The 18,740-nt window shown below is 41.1% G+C and carries 17 protein-coding genes; 4 read left to right on the top strand and 13 right to left on the bottom strand.

All coding sequences use genetic code 11. The features are described from left to right. Positions 1 to 16: 16 nt before the first annotated feature. The 6 genes from B3317_RS08700 to B3317_RS08675 form a co-directional block, all read right to left on the bottom strand. On the bottom strand, positions 17 to 904 hold the full coding sequence (locus B3317_RS08700) for an acyltransferase (protein WP_291110692.1): 888 nt from the start codon (positions 902 to 904) through the stop codon (positions 17 to 19). Then, a complete protein-coding gene (locus B3317_RS08695) occupies positions 885 to 1,151 on the bottom strand; it encodes an acyl carrier protein (RefSeq protein WP_006801508.1) in 267 nt (88 codons plus the stop codon). Before B3317_RS08695 ends, B3317_RS08700 begins: the two co-directional genes overlap by 20 nt. Before the next feature lie 16 nt (positions 1,152 to 1,167). Beyond that, complete coding sequence (locus tag B3317_RS08690; protein ID WP_291110690.1) at positions 1,168 to 2,391, bottom strand: beta-ketoacyl-[acyl-carrier-protein] synthase family protein; 1,224 nt, start codon at positions 2,389 to 2,391, stop codon at positions 1,168 to 1,170. Between the two features lie 19 nt (positions 2,392 to 2,410). After that, a complete protein-coding gene (fabG, locus tag B3317_RS08685) occupies positions 2,411 to 3,139 on the bottom strand; it encodes a 3-oxoacyl-ACP reductase FabG (RefSeq protein ID WP_291110688.1) in 729 nt (242 codons plus the stop codon). Beyond that, a complete protein-coding gene (locus B3317_RS08680) occupies positions 3,136 to 4,668 on the bottom strand; it encodes an HAL/PAL/TAL family ammonia-lyase (RefSeq protein ID WP_291110686.1) in 1,533 nt (510 codons plus the stop codon). Before B3317_RS08680 ends, fabG begins: the two co-directional genes overlap by 4 nt. A 121-nt stretch (positions 4,669 to 4,789) precedes the next feature. Beyond that, positions 4,790 to 5,593, bottom strand: a complete 804-nt coding sequence (locus B3317_RS08675; RefSeq protein WP_291110684.1) for an inositol monophosphatase family protein — start codon at positions 5,591 to 5,593, stop codon at positions 4,790 to 4,792. Positions 5,594 to 5,752: 159 nt separating this feature from the next. On the opposite strand from B3317_RS08675, the gene B3317_RS08670 reads away from it, so the two are divergent. From B3317_RS08670 to B3317_RS08655, 4 genes are all read left to right on the top strand, one after another. Then, the gene (locus tag B3317_RS08670; RefSeq protein WP_291110683.1) at positions 5,753 to 6,316 is read left to right on the top strand and encodes a helix-turn-helix domain-containing protein; all 564 of its coding nucleotides are present in this window, start codon (positions 5,753 to 5,755) and stop codon (positions 6,314 to 6,316) included. Positions 6,317 to 6,397: 81 nt separating this feature from the next. Further along, positions 6,398 to 8,617, top strand: coding sequence for a heavy metal translocating P-type ATPase (locus B3317_RS08665; RefSeq protein ID WP_291110681.1), 2,220 nt, complete (start codon positions 6,398 to 6,400; stop codon positions 8,615 to 8,617). 65 nt (positions 8,618 to 8,682) lie between these two features. Then, entirely contained in the window at positions 8,683 to 8,898 is a 216-nt protein-coding gene (locus tag B3317_RS08660; RefSeq protein WP_291110679.1) for a heavy-metal-associated domain-containing protein, read from the top strand. A gap of 275 nt (positions 8,899 to 9,173) precedes the next feature. Then, positions 9,174 to 10,850 carry a putative transporter gene (locus tag B3317_RS08655; protein ID WP_291110677.1) on the top strand — a complete coding sequence of 559 codons (1,677 nt, stop codon included), beginning with the start codon at positions 9,174 to 9,176 and terminating at the stop codon, positions 10,848 to 10,850. A gap of 77 nt (positions 10,851 to 10,927) precedes the next feature. On the opposite strand, the gene B3317_RS08650 is transcribed toward B3317_RS08655, so the two are convergent. The 7 genes from B3317_RS08650 to pstC all read right to left on the bottom strand — a co-directional run bounded on the left by B3317_RS08650 (position 10,928) and on the right by pstC (position 18,725). Next, positions 10,928 to 12,337, bottom strand: coding sequence for an amidophosphoribosyltransferase (locus B3317_RS08650; protein ID WP_291110675.1), 1,410 nt, complete (start codon positions 12,335 to 12,337; stop codon positions 10,928 to 10,930). 571 nt (positions 12,338 to 12,908) lie between these two features. Beyond that, a complete protein-coding gene (locus B3317_RS08645) occupies positions 12,909 to 14,636 on the bottom strand; it encodes a sensor histidine kinase (protein ID WP_291110673.1) in 1,728 nt (575 codons plus the stop codon). 61 nt (positions 14,637 to 14,697) lie between these two features. Continuing rightward, positions 14,698 to 15,399, bottom strand: coding sequence for a response regulator transcription factor (locus tag B3317_RS08640; protein ID WP_291110671.1), 702 nt, complete (start codon positions 15,397 to 15,399; stop codon positions 14,698 to 14,700). Further along, on the bottom strand, positions 15,383 to 16,063 hold the full coding sequence (locus tag B3317_RS08635) for a phosphate signaling complex PhoU family protein (RefSeq protein WP_291110669.1): 681 nt from the start codon (positions 16,061 to 16,063) through the stop codon (positions 15,383 to 15,385). Before B3317_RS08635 ends, B3317_RS08640 begins: the two co-directional genes overlap by 17 nt. A 99-nt stretch (positions 16,064 to 16,162) precedes the next feature. After that, positions 16,163 to 16,945 (bottom strand): phosphate ABC transporter ATP-binding protein PstB, encoded by a 783-nt coding sequence (gene pstB / locus B3317_RS08630; RefSeq protein ID WP_291110667.1) that lies wholly within the window; start codon positions 16,943 to 16,945, stop codon positions 16,163 to 16,165. After that, the gene (pstA, locus tag B3317_RS08625) at positions 16,930 to 17,814 is read right to left on the bottom strand and encodes a phosphate ABC transporter permease PstA (protein ID WP_291110665.1); all 885 of its coding nucleotides are present in this window, start codon (positions 17,812 to 17,814) and stop codon (positions 16,930 to 16,932) included. Before pstA ends, pstB begins: the two co-directional genes overlap by 16 nt. Further along, on the bottom strand, positions 17,811 to 18,725 hold the full coding sequence (gene pstC / locus B3317_RS08620) for a phosphate ABC transporter permease subunit PstC (protein ID WP_291110663.1): 915 nt from the start codon (positions 18,723 to 18,725) through the stop codon (positions 17,811 to 17,813). Before pstC ends, pstA begins: the two co-directional genes overlap by 4 nt. Positions 18,726 to 18,740: the final 15 nt, after the last annotated feature.

Raw genomic sequence — 18,740 nt, 5'->3', positions numbered from 1 at the left:
GTCGGATTGTAATGCTTTATTTTTCGTTCCAGAAATTGTAGTAGTTGAACCACTGTTCCGGATATTTTTTCAGAATATTTTCGAGTGCCGGAATGTATTGGTCGAGTAATTGTTGTTCAGGCTTTGCTTTTTCATTTTTAGAAACAGGTACAGCCACGATGAAATGGAACCGGTACGATTTTTTAGGTTCGCGCATGGCAAAATAAAATACTACGGGGACCTTCATCTTTGCCGCTAATAGAAAAGGCCCGGATGGAAAGCTGGTTTCTTTTCCCATGAATATACCCTTCAGGCGTCTCTCTTCATTGATATACCGGTCGCCCTGAAAACAGATATACTCTTTATTATCCAAAGCTTCCTTTATAGCAAATACATGGTTCAGATCAGTGTCATTTACAGGAATTACTTTAAAACCGGCCGGAACGGAATTTTTTTGAAGTAATTCTTTTATCCTCTTATATTCAGCGTCATATAAAAGGATGTTGATTTTTTTACCATATTCCTCAAAGAACGGTGTACCCATTTCCCAATTGCCGACATGTGCCCCGATTATAATTGCTCCCGTGTCGGCATTCAGTATATCAAGGAAACTTTTATAATTTTCGAAACAGAAATTATATTTATTTTTCATTCCGTTGCCGATAGCAACTTTATCTATCAGCGTTTGCCCAAACCTGTAATAGCTACAAAAGAGCATTCCGATAGAGGAAAAAATGCTTTTGTTTAGTACCTTACGGGAATAGTACCAGATACTTCCGGTAGCTTTTGGCGCGAAGGGGATAAAGTATAAGACGATAGTGCTTAAAAATATATAAGCCGCAGTAATTCCGATTTTCTTTATCAGGAAGATAAAGAAAAGGTATCCGAATACTCCTCCTCTGGTTTTACCCTTCCATTCCGTCATTTGGCTTGTCGAGATGTTCTATGATAAAATCATAGAAATCCTGAAAAGTTTTTATATTTACAAAGTCATTACCATTTACGGTGAATCCGAAATTCTGTTCTATCAGTACGACCATATCTACAAAGTCGAGGCTATCCATTTCCAATGTCTCGATCAAAGGCGCATCCGGTTGGATAGTTTCTACATCTACTTCGAATTCTTCGGCTAAAGTAGTTCTTATTTTCTCTATTATCTCCTCGTTCGTCATTTCCATAAAAGACTAGTTACTCTTTGAATTTTTTAATTATCAGGGTTGAATTTGTCCCTCCAAAACCGAATGAGTTGGAAAGGAACATGTCAAATGATGTATCGATACGTTTATTAGGTATATTAAGCAAAGCCGAGGCTTCGTCTGCTTCTTCAAAATTAAGATTCGGGGCTATGAAATTATTATTCATCATCAATATCGAATAGATTGCTTCGCTGGCTCCCGCCATCCACATTTCGTGTCCTGTCATCGACTTTGTGGATGTTACAAACGGTTTATGCTCCCCGAGTACTATGCTGATCGCTTTAGCCTCATTCATGTCGCCGATAGGAGTAGATGTGGCATGCGCATTTATATATCCGATTTTCTCTGGTTTTACATTCGCGTCTTTCAGGCACATTTCCAAAGAACGGATGGGCCCGTCTATATTCGGAGTAGATATATGGTCCCCGTTTGAAGAGAATCCATATCCGATTACTTCTGCCAGAATATTAGCTCCGCGTCTCACCGCAGATTCGTAGCTTTCCACTACCAGACTGGCGGCACCGCCACTGGGAATAAGCCCGTCCCTGTTCTTGTCGAATGGGCGGGATGCTCTGGCAGGTTCATTTGTCAATTTGGAAAATGTTCCCAATCCATCGAAGCTACCTACCGAATATGGGTTTACTTCTTGTGCGCCTCCGCAAAGGATACAATCCTGTAAACCGTTTTTGATGAGGAAGTATGCTAATCCGATAGCATGTGAACCACTGGCACATGCGCCTGAAACAGTGAGATTGATTCCTCTCAGCTTGAAAATAACCGAGAGATTCATTGTTACGGTCGAGTTCATCGACTGGAAGATTGATCCTGAGCCAACGAGCACCGTATTCTTCTTGTTACGGATAATATCGGCAGCTTCTATAACAGGGAGTGCACTGCTATCATTTCCATAAAGTACACCTACTTCATTCGCCTCGAGGAATGCATCGTCTATTCCTGCATTCCGGAAGGCTTCGAGAGTAGCAACATATGCATATTCGCCTTGTTCGGCTAAGAAGTTACGCTTTTTACGATCGAGAAGTTTTTTCATGTCAGGCCTTTCTATTATGCCTGTCAGCGGGGAAAGGAAACCGAAGTCCAGCCTTTCGGGGTCGATGCCTATACCCGATTTGCCATGATATAGCGAGTCTTTTACCTCATCAAGATTTTTTCCGATGCAGGAATAAATTCCCATGCCTGTTATAACAACTCTCCTCATTTATGTATTTATAGTATTATCAGGTATATATACCGCCATTAATGGAAATCACTTCGCCTGTAATGTAAGACGCCTCTTTCGAAGCCAGAAAACCGACTAACGACGCTACTTCTTCCGCTGTACCGAAACGCCCTGCGGGTATCAGCTTTTTCAACTCTTCTTCCGGCAGGTCTTTTACCATATCCGTTTGTATGAATCCCGGAGCTACGGCATTTACGGTTACATTTCTGGGGCCGACTTCAGCTGCAAGCGCTTTGGTTGCCGCTATAAGGCCGCCTTTGGCTGCCGAATAGTTCGCCTGTCCCTTCATTCCTTTAATGCCGGACAAAGATACAATATTTATAATTCGGCCGAATCTCTTTACCAGCATATTTTTCAACATATACTGGGTCACATGGAAGAATCCGTTGAGGCTGGTGTTTAATACACTTGTCCAGTCTTCTTCGGGCATCCATATCATCAGGTTATCTTTTCTGATACCTGCGTTATTTACCAGAACTTCTATATATTCGTTTTTATGTTGCGCTGTCCAGGTATCAAGTACCGACTTTGTTTCGGCGGCATCCGATACATCAAATTTCAACAGTTCCCCGTCAGAGCCTTTTTCCTTAACCAACTCTAATGTCTTTTCCGCGTCTTCACGGCTCGAATTATAGTTGATAAGGATAAAATATCCCATTTCGGCAAGTTTGAGGCTCGTTGCTCTGCCGATTCCTTTGCTGGCTCCTGTTACTAAAGCATATTTCATAATGAAATTTTTTCTATCTCTTTATTCGTTAGGTAATTCGTCAGCTTACCGATCTCTTTGTATTTCGGTGCATCTTCTACAAATTTAGGGAAGATATCCCTTATTTCATCATAGATTACTTTTGTATTCTTTGATAAATCATTTTGTATAGCCAGGCAGTCTATCGCCTGTGTTATTGCCATAAACAAAACAGACATAACCTGATATCCGTTGTCTATAACCGTTCTGGCAAGTAGGGCTGAATTTGTTCCCATACTTACAATGTCCTGATTATCATTGTTGTTCGGTATGCTGTGTACATACATAGGATAAGAGAGTGTCTGGCACTCTGCCGTGGTAGAGGTTGCTGTAAATTGCGCAGCCTGTAACCCGTAGTTCAATCCCAGTACACCCATATTTACAAAGGGAGGAAGTATATCGTTTATCCGGTCGTGAAACAGGTAATTGAGCTGCCTCTCGGAAAGCATAACCATTTTTGTTACAGCGATTTTCAGTTTATCCATTTCAAAGGACACATAATCGCCGTGGAAATTTCCGCCATGATATACATTTCCGCTTTCTTTGTCTACAATTGGGTTATCGCAGGCCGAATTGGTTTCGTTAACCAATACCTCCTCGGTATTTACCAAAGTATCGTGTACAGGGCCTAATATCTGAGGAACACAGCGTAATGAATAATATGGCTGGACTTTATGTTTAAGTATTTTTTCTTTATTCTCTTTGTTATACAGGTAATTCTCACGCTTGCGTAAACTGGCGCTTCCGTTGCTCCATTTACGCATCATTCCGGCTATCTCTTTCTGACCTTTATGGTGTTTTGTTGCATTCAGTTCTTCGGACATAAAGTCATCATACGAAGAGGCTATCTCATTTATCATCACTGATGCCGCAACAGCCCAGTGTAGCAATCTCTTTGCATATATGAGGTTTACAATGCCGATTCCTGTCATAACTGAAGTTCCGTTGGTAACCGAAAGGCCCTCACGTATATGCATGGAGATTGGCTTCAATCGGTTTTCTTTCAATACCCCGGCCGTATCTCTCAATTCATCCTTGTAAAACACTTCACCCTCACCTATTAAAGCTAATGCGATGTGTGCCAATTGTACAAGGTCGCCACTTGCTCCTACGCTGCCATGCTCGGGTACAAACGGACAGATGCCGCGGTTGATAAATTCCGCTAATAAATGAATTAATTCGGGATGAATCCCTGATTTTCCCTGCAACAGATTATTCAGGCGTACTATCATCGCCGATTTCACATAGAGGGCGTCCAGAGGTTTGCCCGCTCCTGTGGAATGGCTACGGATAATATTGTATTGAAGATTGTTCAGGAAGTCATCATCGACACGGTATTGGGCCATAGGGCCAAATCCGGTATTGATGCCATATATGATTTTATCCTCCGAAAATTTTTTCAGAAAGTCGTAGCCTTGTTGTACTTGGTCAATGTTATCTTTATCAACAACCAGTTTCTTTTCCTTAAATAAAAGTGTGTATATAGAATCAATGTCAAGGGCTTTTCCCATTTTTCTTTATAATCAGATTAAAGATTTGCAAAAGTATTACTTTTTGACATCTCCTGCAATGCGCTAAAGAAAAAAAAGTTAATATATAAATATAAAAGACTGAGATTAAAATCAGGACATTTTATTTGATAAAGCTAAAAAAAGGTTGTATCAACACAAGTATTTCATCATGTATCACAGTATTGTTTGATGCTACAATATGGTGGTTATTAAAAAGGAGTTCCTTTCCTTCAAAGTTTGTTATCCGTCCGCCGGCTTCTTCTACTATGAGTGCGCCTGCCATAAAGTCCCAGGGTTTGATGAAGGCTTCACACCAGATATCGAACCGTCCGGCAGCTACATAACACAAGGACATGGCGGCGGAACCATTGACGCGGATACTCGATGCTTTGCCGTATAACTGATCCATAAAGCGGTTCATCAGTGGTTTGTACTCTTTGTCGTTATATGGTAAATCAAGCCCGACCAAAGCCTTGTTTATATCGTTTGTGGCAGATACCGATATCTGTTTTCCATTCAGGTACGCGTTACCGCCTTTCCATGCATAAAAGCATTCATCACGGCATACTTCATATACAACGCCTACTAATGGCTTCGATTTGTAGGTAAGGGCTATGCTTACGCAGTACGGAGCGTTGTCGTGAATAAAGTTGGTTGTTCCGTCGAGTGGATCGATAACCCAGCAATAGTCTTTTTCTTCGGTTTTTATAGTTTCTTCTTCGGTGACAAATCCGGCTTCCGGTAACAAGGCCGATAATTTTTTTACCAGAAGTTTTTCGGTTTCCTTGTCTACATACGATACATAGTCGTGTGCGTTCTTTTCTTCTACTCTGTTTCTTTGAAAAACTTTTCTCTCCTTTGCGAGAAAGTGCCCGCCTTCGGTAGCTATTTTGCAGACTTCGGATGTGATATGCTCTAAATTCATAAGTTTATATTAAAAACGATTCAAATTTAATGAAATAAAAAAGAGTTGTAACTTTATATCGCTATTATTGTTTAATATTATCTGTTAAAGTATCCGTTGCTCACTATTCTGTGATTACATGGTATACTTTTTGCGGGTTTATAATATATAGATAAATTTATGGAAGTATTATATATAAAAAATATGGTTTGCAACCGTTGCATTATGGTTGTGGAAGCGGAACTCGAAAAACTGAATATACAAACGCTTTCAGTTGAGTTGGGAGAAGTCCGTCTCGATAAAAAATTAACCACAGAGCAAAAAAATAAGTTGAGCGGGAGACTCGAATCTCTGGGCTTTTCATTGATAGACGATAAAAAAGGCCGTTTGATAGAACAGGTAAAGAACCTTATTATAGAGTTAGTACATTATAATAACAATAATCTGAAAATCAATCTGTCCGATTATATCAGTGATAAACTTCGTCACGATTATAATTATATCAGCAATCTGTTTTCGGAAGTAGAGGGCACTACGATAGAAAAGTATTTTATCGCCCAGAAGATAGAAAAGGTAAAGGAATTGCTGGTATATGACGAGTTAACGCTGAATGAAATAGCTTTCAATCTGAATTATTCCAGTGTTGCTCATCTTAGCGCCCAGTTTAAAAAAGTAACGGGACTGACCCCGAGCCACTTCAGGCAAATAAGAACAAACAAGCGAAAACCATTGGATGAGGTGTAAATCTCATAAACTTTCCAAAGAATAGTATAACAACTTCCGGCTATTTTGTTGCCATCTTTGTATAATCAAAAGATGAAGATTATGAAAGCAACAGATAATACAGTAAAGAAGACGTTTCCCGTACTCCAGATGTCATGCGCGTCGTGTGCTATAAGCGCGGAGAGTATCGTTAAGGAACTGAAAGGAGTGGTAAATGCATCAGTTAACTTTGCTACTGCAACATTGGCTGTAGAATATTTGCCGAATGATATATCTCCCGAAAATATGCGTGATGCAATTCAGGACGGGGGATATGACCTGCTTATTGAAGAAGACGAGAATACAACCGCTGAAACTTTGGAAGAAATTCACCGGAAGAAATTCGGTGATCTGAAACGGAAAACGATATTAGCCATCGTCCTTTCTATACCGGTAGTTGCAATAGGGATGTTCTTTATGCATATGCCTTATGCCAACGAAATAATGTGGGCGCTTTCCACTCCTGTTATTTTCTGGTTGGGTAAAGGCTTCTTTATCAATGCATGGAAGCAGGCAAAACACAAATCTGCCAATATGGATACGCTTGTGGCATTGAGTACAAGTGTGGCTTATTTGTTCAGTGTGTTCAATACGCTGTTTCCTGATTTCTGGATAGTAAGAGGAGTAGAACCCCATGTCTATTTCGAGGCTGCCAGCGTTATCATTGCATTTATTCTATTAGGACGGTTGCTGGAGGAAAAGGCAAAAGGGAATACTTCGTCTGCCATAAAAAAGCTGATGGGCTTGCAACCGAAGACTGTTACGATTATACAAGAAGATGGTAGTCACAATCAAATACCAATTGAAAATGTAAGCATAGGCGACCTGATTCTGGTTAAGCCCGGAGAAAAGATTGCAGTCGACGGACGGGTTAAGGAGGGGACATCATATGTGGACGAAAGCATGTTGAGCGGAGAGCCTGTCCCCGTATTGAAAGAAGCAGATGAAAAAGTATTTGCCGGAACAATAAACCAGAAGGGAAGTTTCCGCTTCAAGGCTGAGAAAGTAGGCTCCGAAACCATGCTTGCTCAAATTATAAAGATGGTGCAGGAAGCGCAGGGCAGCAAAGCTCCAGTGCAAAAACTGGTTGATAAAATAGCCGGAATCTTTGTCCCCGTGGTAATAAGCATTGCTATTGTGTCTTTCATTGTCTGGCTCATACTAGGTGGTAGCGGAGGTTTTACACATGGCTTACTGGCATTGGTAACGGTGCTGATTATTGCCTGTCCTTGTGCTTTGGGACTTGCAACGCCTACAGCGATAATGGTCGGGGTAGGGAAAGGCGCTGAAAAAGGCATCCTGATAAAAGATGCCGAAAGCCTCGAACTGGCGAAGAAGATAAATGCAGTTGTGCTGGACAAGACCGGAACCATAACAGAAGGTAAACCTCAGGTAACCGATATTCTCTGGTTGGATAATGATGACAGCCGCAAAGCTGCTTTACTAAGTCTGGAGAAGCAGTCGGAGCATCCGCTGGCAGAGGCTGTGGTACGATATTTCGATGCAGAGGCGTCTATTCCCGTTTCCGGTTTCGAAAGTATTACGGGAAAAGGAGCTAAAGGCTTTGTTGGCGGGCAGTTATACTTTTCCGGAAATTATAAATTGCTGAATGAGAACAATATTACTATAAATGAAGTATTAAACAATAAGGCAAAAGAACTTAGCTCCCAGTCTAAAACCGTAATCTGGTTTACCGATGATAAACAGGCGATTGCAGTCGTTGCCATTGCCGATGAGATAAAGACGACTTCACAAACCGCTGTCCGGCAATTGCAATCATCCGGAATAGAGGTGTATATGCTCACCGGAGACAATGGCTCCACAGCAAAGGAGATAGCTGCACGAGTCGGTATAAAACACTATAAAGCCGAAGTATTGCCTCAACAAAAGGCTGAATTTATAAAGCAATTGCAAGCAGAAGGTAAAATAGTAGCAATGGTCGGAGACGGGATTAATGACAGTACGGCGCTGGCTCAGTCCGATTTGAGCATAGCGATGGGTAAAGGCAGCGATATAGCTATGGATGTGGCAAAGATGACAATTATATCGTCGGACCTCACCAAGATACCCGAAGCTATTAAGCTGTCGCGGCAAACTGTGACTACTATACGGCAAAACCTGTTCTGGGCATTTATATATAACCTGATAGGAATCCCTATTGCCGCGGGCATCCTTTTCCCAATCAACGGCTTTTTACTTAATCCGATGATAGCAGGCGCGGCCATGGCGTTGAGTAGTGTCAGTGTGGTTAGCAATAGCTTACGCTTGAAATGGAAGAAATAAAGATTTATAACCCTCATAATTGCCCGTAGGGCAAAGTAACTCATAACTTATAACTCATTAAACATATGGAAACAAAGATATTCACATTTAAGACCAATATCAATTGTGGCGGATGTATCACCAAAGTTACCCCGTTCCTCGATGAAGTAAAAGGTATTTCAAACTGGAATGTTGATACCGCCAATAAGAATAAAATACTTACAGTAGTATCGGACGGCATCAGCGAAAGCGAAGTAATAGATACTGTGCAAAAAGCCGGATTTAAAATAGAAATGATATAGAGTATTATTTAACGGTTGTCTGATTATATAATTAGTCGCCCGTTTTTTTGAGTAGATTCATCTTTGTTGCTAAATATCTAAATACTTTTTATTATTTATATCTCTAGTTATATTGAAGTTTTATAAATGCCTCAAAGAACGATTGTTTTTTACATATAGATAAAGTTTCTCTGAAAATATTCAGATAGTTACTATGATTTTCATCCGTGCAATATTGGCGCATTCGTTTTTATTGTCTTACCTTTGTCGCAGCATTTCTAACGTTGTGTAATGTCATGGATTGGTTAATGGAGACCATTTTTGAACCCTCGTCGGTTCAATCTATTATAATTATTTCGGTCGTTTCGGCCATTGGGTTGCAACTGGGTAAGTTACAGCTGTTTAATATTTCACTGGGTATCACCTTTGTTTTCTTTGTCGGCATTATTCTGGGGCATTTCAATCTTGACCTGAATAAAGATATGCTTAATTTTGCTCAAAATTTTGGGCTTATACTCTTTATCTATGCTTTAGGATTGCAGGTGGGTCCCGGCTTCTTTTCATCTCTGCGGAAAGGTGGCCTCCGTTTAAATCTGCTGGCTTTGGGCGTCGTATTCCTCGGATTGGCAATGGCGCTTATATTCAGTATTGTCAGCGATATTTCTTTACCTAATATGGTCGGTATCCTTTGTGGAGCCACAACGAATACCCCGGCTCTGGGGGCGGCACAACAAGCATTGAAGCAAATAACCGGCGGAGATGTGAAAGCCATAGCCGATATGGCATTGGCTACAGCCGTTGCATATCCGTTGGGAGTAGTAGGTGTAATACTGGCTATCATATTCCTGAAGAAAGTATTCGTGGCCAAAGGGGCTTATGCCGTTCCCAGCGAGAAGAAAGACCATAATACATATGTAGGGGAGTTTCACGTGACCAATCCTGCCATAGAAGGAAAGACGATCCGTGATATCATGAAACTGTCCTCAAAGCGTTTTGTGATATCACGCATCTGGCGCGACGGCAAAGTGACCATACCTACTTCCGAGAGTGTGATGCAACATGACGACCATCTGCTGATTATCTCCATCAAGTCGGATGTGGAACATATCAAGGTTTTGTTCGGTGAGCAGGAAAACGTAGACTGGAACAAGGAAGATATAGACTGGAACCATATAGATAACAGCCAACTCGTATCGCGCCGTATTATCGTAACCCGCAGCAAGGTTAATGGTGTGAAGTTAGGTACATTGAGGCTCAGAAACAATTACGGGATCAATATTACCCGTATCAATCGCGCGGGTATAGACCTGCTTGCTTCACCGGACTTGTCGTTACAGATAGGCGATAAGCTCACAGTTGTAGGAGAGAAGGCATCGATAGACAATGTTGCTAAAATACTCGGTGACGAAGAGAAACGTCTCGACCGTCCCAATCTCATTGCTATCTTTGCCGGTATTGCATTAGGTCTTATACTGGGAGCATTACCCCTGCCTTTCCCGGGTATGACATTCCCTGTGAAGCTGGGTATAGCCGGAGGACCTATCATTGTAGGGATACTGATGGGCGCATTTGGCCCGCGCTTTCGCTTTACCACATATACAACTCAAAGTGCAAACTTACTGATGCGCCAGTTCGGGCTCACGGTTTATCTGGCATGCTTAGGAATCAGCGCCGGAGAGCATTTCTTCGAGACGGTATTCCAGACAGAAGGGCTTTTATGGATAGGCTTCGGTTTTATACTAACTGTTGTCCCTGTCATTATTGTAGCCCTGTTTGCCATGAAGATGTTCAGACTCAACTATGCCAAATGTGTTGGAATGCTATGCGGCAGTATGGCGAATCCAATGGCGCTCAACTATGTAAACTCGATAATAGAAGACGATGAACCATCAGTAGCATATGCTACTGTTTATCCCGTATCCATGTTTGCCCGGATAATCTTTACGCAACTATTGCTGATGTTCTTTATTTAGTTACGGGTTGTTGAAAGTGAAGGACAAAAAAACGAAAAATATTTTTCACTCTTCATTTTTAGTTTTTCACTTATTGTTTATTCTTCTTCCGGCTTGGCACCATTATAGCAATATGTACAAACGCATTCTTTAGGCAGTCCGATTGATGCGATCAGATCCTCTACCGTAATAAACTTCAGTGTTGTTATATTCAGTTTTTTACGGATGCAGTCTATCATATTCTTATATTGCTGCGAATCGGTAGTAGCGTACTTATCCAGATCTTTTGCGTGATCTCCTTCCAGTTCCTCCACCGTACGGCGGGCAATCAGTTCCAATGGTGAACGTGATGCCGAAAAACCCAGGTAAGGGCATGAAAACAAAATCGGCGGGCTACCTAAGCGAATATGTACTTCTTTAGCTCCGTATCCGTAGAGTATATTCACATTATCGTTGAGCTGCGTGCCCCGCACAATAGAATCGTCACAGAATATTACGCGCTTGTCTCTTAACAGTTCCCGGTTGGGGATTAGTTTCATCTTAGCTACCAGGTCACGCACTTTCTGATTGGCCGGCGTAAAACTTCGCGGCCACGTAGGGGTATATTTGATAATGGCGCGGCGATAAGGGATTCCTTTTCCTTCGGCATATCCCAAGCCCATACCGATACCCGAGTCGGGGATAGCGGCAACATAATCAGCTTCCGTATCGTCTCTCTTAGCCATGGCCTGCCCACTGGCATAGCGCACAGCATCGACATTTATTCCTTCATAGTCGGATACCGGATAACCATAGTACACCCAGAGAAAAGAGCAGGCCTGCATCTTTTTGTTTGGTTTGCGCAGTTGAGTCATACTGTCGGCAGTAAGCATAACTACTTCTCCGGGACCGACATTATATTCCAATTCGTACTCCAGATTAGGAAAACTGCAAGGTTCGCTTGTTGCTGCGTATGCTCCGTCTTTCTTTCCTATAAGGACAGGAGTACGCCCCCATTTATCACGTGCCGCGATAATCCCTTCTTCGGTAAGGATAAGCATGGAACAAGAGCCTTTTATCTTTTCCTGAACAAGCTCTATTCCTTCTACAAAGGTATTGGCCTGTGATATAAGGAGAGCGATCAGTTCCGTTTGATTAATTTGTCCTGCATTAAATTCCGAAAAATGACATCCTTTATCGAGCAATTCCTTTTCCAGTTCATCTATATTATTCACTTTGGCGACCGTTACCACGGCATATTTGCCCAGATGGGAACTGATAAATATAGGCTGAGGGTCGGTATCGCTGATAATACCGATACCCGAGTTACCCTGAAATTTGTCCAGGTCGGCTTCGAAGCGCAGGCGAAAATATGAATTCTCAAGATTATGAATTGCCCGTTTAAAGATTCCGTCATGGAGTGTAACCATCCCTCCTCTGCGGGTTCCCAGATGCGAGTTGTAATCCGTTCCGTAAAAAAGGTCTGTAGCACAGGCTGTTTTAGATATTGTTCCAAAGAAACCACCCATTTTCTATTGTGTTTTTAATTAGTTGCAAAAAGTAATTTTATACCGTGTCTTAAAGTCATAACAGCCAATCATTGTTATACTTATATGGATAACATAAGGTGTGATACCTTATTTTTTAGATTGGGATATAAAAGTACAGATTTCGGGGAATAACCACCCTATAAGTAACAGATTAATTTAAAATTAATACACATGTTTCAGTTTTCAGTTAATAATACTCTCGCAAAGACGCCAAGGCACAAAAGGTAACAAAAGTAACACATATACCAGTTATCAGTTAACAGTCATCAGTTAACAACTTGTATCTCGTGTCTTGTCTACTCGTATCTCATATAACTTTCAACTTACGACTTGCTAAAAGGTAACAAAAGTAACAGTTTTTTAGCTTTCTTATCTTTTTATATTTTCTAATAAATTCAGTTTTCCAAAGAACGATATTCCAGTGAATACTATATAGATAAACTCTTAAAAAAATCATACATGTCTGAAGATCAAGATTCAATTTGTATAAAGATAAAAGCATGGAAAATATCCCATGCTTTTATCTTTTGACTATATATAATATTGTTTCCTATTTTTTCAATGTAAAGAAGAATTCCAATCCTCCTCCGGCGCGGTTTTTAACCTCTATCTCTCCTTTGTGGAACAGAACGGCATTCTTTACAATGGATAGACCTAAGCCAGAACCGCCCGTATCACGAGTACGCCCTTCGTTAACACGGTAGAAACGTTCGAAAAGCCTAGCCAGATATTGTTCGTCAACACCCCGGCCCGTATCGCAGAAACTAAAATACAGATATTCATTATCCTCCATATAGTTTTTGATATTGATTTCTATATGTTGTCCTGCATAACTGATTGAATTATCTATCAGGTTTCGGAAGATAGAATAGAGTAGGGTATAATTCCCGTCTATAGTCAGGTCATCTTTGATGGATACATTTAGTTTTATATCATTAGCTGCCAGTCCGTCGGTTAAATCTATCCTGACTTCATCCACGAGCTGTGCCAGATTCACTTTCTCCAGTTTAAACTGGGCAGGAGCTTCTTCTATTTTACTTATGAGGCTTACATCATCTATCAGGTTCGACAGGCGGATGGTCTGTTGGTGAGCCCTGTGAATAAACTGTGCTTGTTTATAGGCTTCGAGTTTTTGAGAATCCAGCGTCTCAAGATATCCACGCAGGCTTGTAACAGGAGTTCTCAGTTCATGGGCGATATTGTTTGTCATCTCCTGTTTCAGCAGACGTGTTTTCTCAGTACGTGTAATGTCTTTTATTGTAATCTCGAAGCTGTCGTCTTCGAAAACAATTGTCTGAATAGAGAAGGTCTTTCCGTTCTTTTTCAGTTGGAACGTATGGAAATTCTCATCCTTTGTCCGTTTACTGATAAACGCTATAGCAGGATCGAATACTTCTTCTTTGATAATGGCTTCCAGATTGAAAACAGGCTGGTCTACAATAAAATTGAAATACTGGAAAAAATGTGTGTTGGCATATATTTTCTTAAACTCTTTGTCGAAGATACAAATGCCTTCATGTGAAAACTGGAAGTGTTGTATCAGTTTTTCCCGCTCCACTTCTATTTCGCGCTTACTGTTTTCTTTCTGTTTGAGTATGGTTACCAACTGCCTGCCGATTTCGCCCAACTCATCGTCAGGGAATTCTATCCTTTCGGTCAACGGCTTGTCATCTTTTATTTTAGTCGTCAGTGTTTTTAGCTGCGAGATAGACTTTCCGAATCTGCCTGCTGCATAATTCAGAAGAATCAGTACTATAACAAATATCCCGATGACAATATATATAAAGAAATTATCTGCTTTAAGCATACCTTTTGTCTCGATGGTATATGGCAGGGCTACCCGTACATAGTATCTTTTATAGTGCTTGGCATAATATAAATATTCGTGTTTGGTAGATGCTGACATCCGGATATTGGAACCTGTATTCTGATACAAAGCATTGCGTATTTCCGGACGGTCGAGGTGATTATCCAGTGTACTTATATCCTTAACATCTTTGTCGAAAGTAACCTTTCCTTCCGTATTTATAATGCTGATACGGATATCTTCGGGTAATATATAGGCAAGTGTATCTACATGTACCATGTCGCTATCCGTAAGCTGACGCATTTGTATATATGTATGTATCATCTCGGCATAGCTGTCGAGCCTGTCTTCCAATGCTCTTGTCCGTTGTGCCTTTTCCTCCTTCTGTTCGAATATAATAATAGACACCGTAAAAAGTGCAAATATGATAAAGAAGTAGGAAAATATTCGTTGCTTGTAAGTTAATTTCATAATCTTTTCAGTTACAAGTTACAAGTTACGAGTTACAAGAACAGAAACTCGTAACTTGTAACTACTTATTTTGTAAATTGAATGTATATCCATAACCTGTACGGTTTACGATATAATCGCCATATGTACCAATCTTTTTTCTGAGACGCGCGATGTGTACGTCCACAGTTCTTTCCAGAACAATTCCGTCATCTTTCCAAGCCTTATCCAGTATGTCGGTGCGTGAAAATATGCGGCCGGTGTTCTGTACAAGCAATACCAATATATTGAATTCGGTTTTGGTAAGCTCTACAACTTCTTTATCTACGGTAACGGTTTTTGTATCGAAATCTATCTCCAGATTGTTCACTGTCAGCAGATTCTTATGTGCCGCGTTACTTTGGTTTTCCGCCCTTTTCAACACGCTTCTTACACGGGCTACTACTTCCTTTATAGAGAAAGGCTTGGATATATAATCGTCTCCTCCAATGGAGAAGCCTGTCAGCATATCATTTTCGGTATCCTTTGCCGTAAGAAAAATGATAGGAATATTGTTTCCGTCTTTTCTTAACTGGTCGGCGAATTTGAATCCTGAAATCCCTCCCATCATCACATCCAGTAATATCAACCGATGCTTGGGTGTCAGCATTTTCGCAGCCTGTTCGGACGATTCGGCGAGGTCTATATCATAACCCTCATTTTGCAGGTTGAATTGCAGAATTTCGCGGATATCCGGCTCATCGTCTACTATCAAAATGGATATATTCTTATTGTTTGTTTCCATGTCTGATGTCTTTTCCTTCTGTTAAATAAATAGTGGCTTCAGCGATATTGGTAGCGCTGTCGCCGATGCGTTCCAGATTGTGAGATATGGAGTTTACATTTATCATATTCTGTATTTCTTTTTTGCTCAACTTCTTATCGGCAAAAGTCTCTTGTAAAGATAAGCCTATTTGATGATATAATTCATCAACTTTGTCATCATCTTCTATTACCTGATAAGCAATATGGCTATCTTCATTGGAGAAAGAGAAAATTGCGTTCCGGAGCATTTCGCTGGTATACTGTACCATCTTGCTGATAATCTTTTTTATATCTTCGAAATATGGAGTGGATAGATCCACTTTTTTCAAGAAATGGATGATGTTCAGCAGCATATCGCCAATGCGTTCCAGATTTGTGGTCAAATCCTGATAAGTTATTATCTTACGCAGGTCGGCGGCAATAGGGTTGAACTGGAAAATGGTAAATACCACCTCTTCACGTACTTTTATTTCCAGCCTGTCCATGATTATTTCGTTCGATTCGGCTTCTTCATAAAGCGATTCGATTGTATTGTCATTGAGCAGTTTTGTGGTTATCTGCATCTGTATCATGGCTGTCCGTGACAATAGTTCGAAGTCGTGGAGAAGAAGTTCGAGTTGCTTAGCTTTTATATTTGTTGTCATGTCTTTTAGCTTTTAGCCATTAGCTTTTAGCCAATAGCTTTTTGTTTTACATTATAATATTTTGGGCTAACAGCTAACAGCTATCAGCTAAAGGCTATATTAACTAAATACCCCTGTCAGGTAATCCTCCGTACGCTTGTCTTTCGGCTTGGTAAACATCTGTTTGGTAGTACCATATTCCACCAGTTCGCCCAGATACATAAACATCGAATTGTCTGATAAACGGGCTGCCTGTGACATATTGTGCGTAACGATTACTATTGTATATTCCTTTTTCAGTTCAAATATCAACTCCTCTACTCTGTTGGTCGATATAGGGTCGAGGGCCGAGGTTGGCTCATCCATCAATAGTAATTCGGGTTTCAGAGCCAGTGCGCGTGCTATGCACAAACGTTGTTGCTGTCCTCCCGAAAGGAATGTGCCTTTCTTATTCATAGAGTCCTTTACTTCGTCCCAGAGGGCGACACTGCGTAAACTGCTTTCCACAACTTCGTCCCGTTCCGTTTTACTTAGCTTAATATTATTCAGTTTATATCCTGCAATGACATTATCATAAATACTCATTGTAGGGAACGGGTTAGGCCGCTGAAATACCATGCCTGCAAGGCGTCGAACCTTCATTGGGTTCATATCAAAGATATTTTTCCCTTTTAGCAGGATTTCTCCTGTTGTTTCAATCTCAGGATACAATTCATGCATGCGGTTTATAGCGCGCAGAAGTGTACTCTTACCACAACCCGATGGTCCCATGATGGCTGTAACCGTATTCTCCCTGATATTGGCATTCACCATATTCACAGCATTCTTGCCGGGAGTATATGAAACAGATACATCCTTGAGTTCCAGTATATATTGTTCGTTCAAATTTACTGTATTTTCCATTTTTTTGCTATACTTTTTGCGAAAAGATTTATACCCAATACAAATAAGAGAAGCAGCAGGGAAGAAGACCATACCAGATTCGCCAGATTGGGATCGTTATAAAATTCCCATATCAGTAAGGATATGGCGCTTGTTGGGTTGGTTGCATCCCAGTTTACAGTAGATGCACCCAATGCTGTAACCAACAGAGGGGCAGTTTCGCCCATCACTCGGGATATGGCCAGTAGCGATCCGGTAAACAATCCGCTGAATGCCGAAGGTAATAATACCCGCAATACAACGGTTGTGTATGAACCGCCCAATGCCAGTCCGGCTTCCTTAAGGGATGTCGGCAGCATCTTTATACTTTCTTCGGTGGAACGTATTATCATCGGCAGCATCATTATGGCGAGAGCAATACTACCTGCCAGAGCTGAATAGCCCGACATAGGGATAACTATCCAGATGTAAACCACAACCCCGATGACTATCGACGGTATTCCCTGTAAGAGGTCACTAAGGCTGCGTACAAAACCCGCCATACGTTTTTTGGGGTTTTCGGCAAGGTAAACGCCCACCATTATCCCGACAGGGATAGCTATTACTATAGCAATGGCGAGGATAAGCAATGTACCGGTGATACCATTCAGTATCCCCCCCGGTATAGGGCTGTCGCTGATACGGGCGAGCATGGCTTCCATAGAGGTAGGCGCTACTTCCGTAAACAAGTTTAGATTGAATTGTTTGTATCCTTTTTTTACTAGTTCCCAAAGGATAAGAAAAAGAGGAATCATAGTGATAGCCGACAAGGTGCAAACAGCGAAGAAGAATATTTTACTCTTCGTCAGCCTGTATTTGGCTGTGGATGTCAGTCTCTTTTTCTTTTTCATTTATTTACCATTTTCATGATGTACTTGGCTACAAAATTGATACATGCCGTTATCAGGAACAGTAATAATCCGATGGCCATTAATGAACTTAGTTTTACTCCGCTGGCTTCTCCAAACTGGTTGGCGATAATACTTGCCATTGAATTTCCTGTATCTGATATACTGGTAGGTATGTTATTGGTGTTTCCTATCAGCATGGTCACGGCCATTGTTTCTCCCAGGGCACGCCCGAATGCCAATACATAGGATGCGAATATACCCGAACCTGCAACAGGCAGGTTTATGGAGGTTATTACTTCCAGGTTGGTGGCTCCGAGGCTGTATGCTCCTTCTTTAAGATCGTTAGGCACCATAGCGATGAACTCGGCACTGAGAGATGAAGCATAAGGGATAATCATAATTGCCAGAACGATAGATGATAACAATATACCGAATCCCTGATCGCTCACACCCATATCAATCAATATAGGGCGCAGGGTATAAAACCCCCACAACCCGTATACTATCGACGGTATCCCTGCAAGCAGGTCTACGACAGAGCTTACTATTGTCGATATCTTTTTATTTCTGAAGTATTCTCCGTTAAACAATGCTACGGAGAGAGAGAATGGGATACAGAAAAGCAGGGCTAAGATAGATGTCATCATTGTGCCTGCAATGAAAGGCAATGCACCGTATACATTGTTTCGTGAATCCCATTCGGTAGAGGTGATAAAGCCTAATCCAAATTCGGAGAATGCTCCGATGCTTTTGCTTACCAGCCCGTATATGACTCCTGCTGTGAGTAATATTATCAGGCAGGCTGCGATGAATAATGTGGCTTTAAATATTTTATCTTTGAGCCCGTCCGAACCTCCCCGAGGGGAGGCTTTGGTAAACCCTGATGAATTTTTAGTCTTCAAATAAAACATGTTGTATCGTTTTAT

The sequence above is a fragment of the Dysgonomonas sp. UBA7710 genome (genome assembly GCF_002482385.1).
GTDB lineage: Bacteria > Bacteroidota > Bacteroidia > Bacteroidales > Dysgonomonadaceae > Dysgonomonas.
This window is presented reverse-complemented; position numbering and strand designations above follow the sequence as displayed.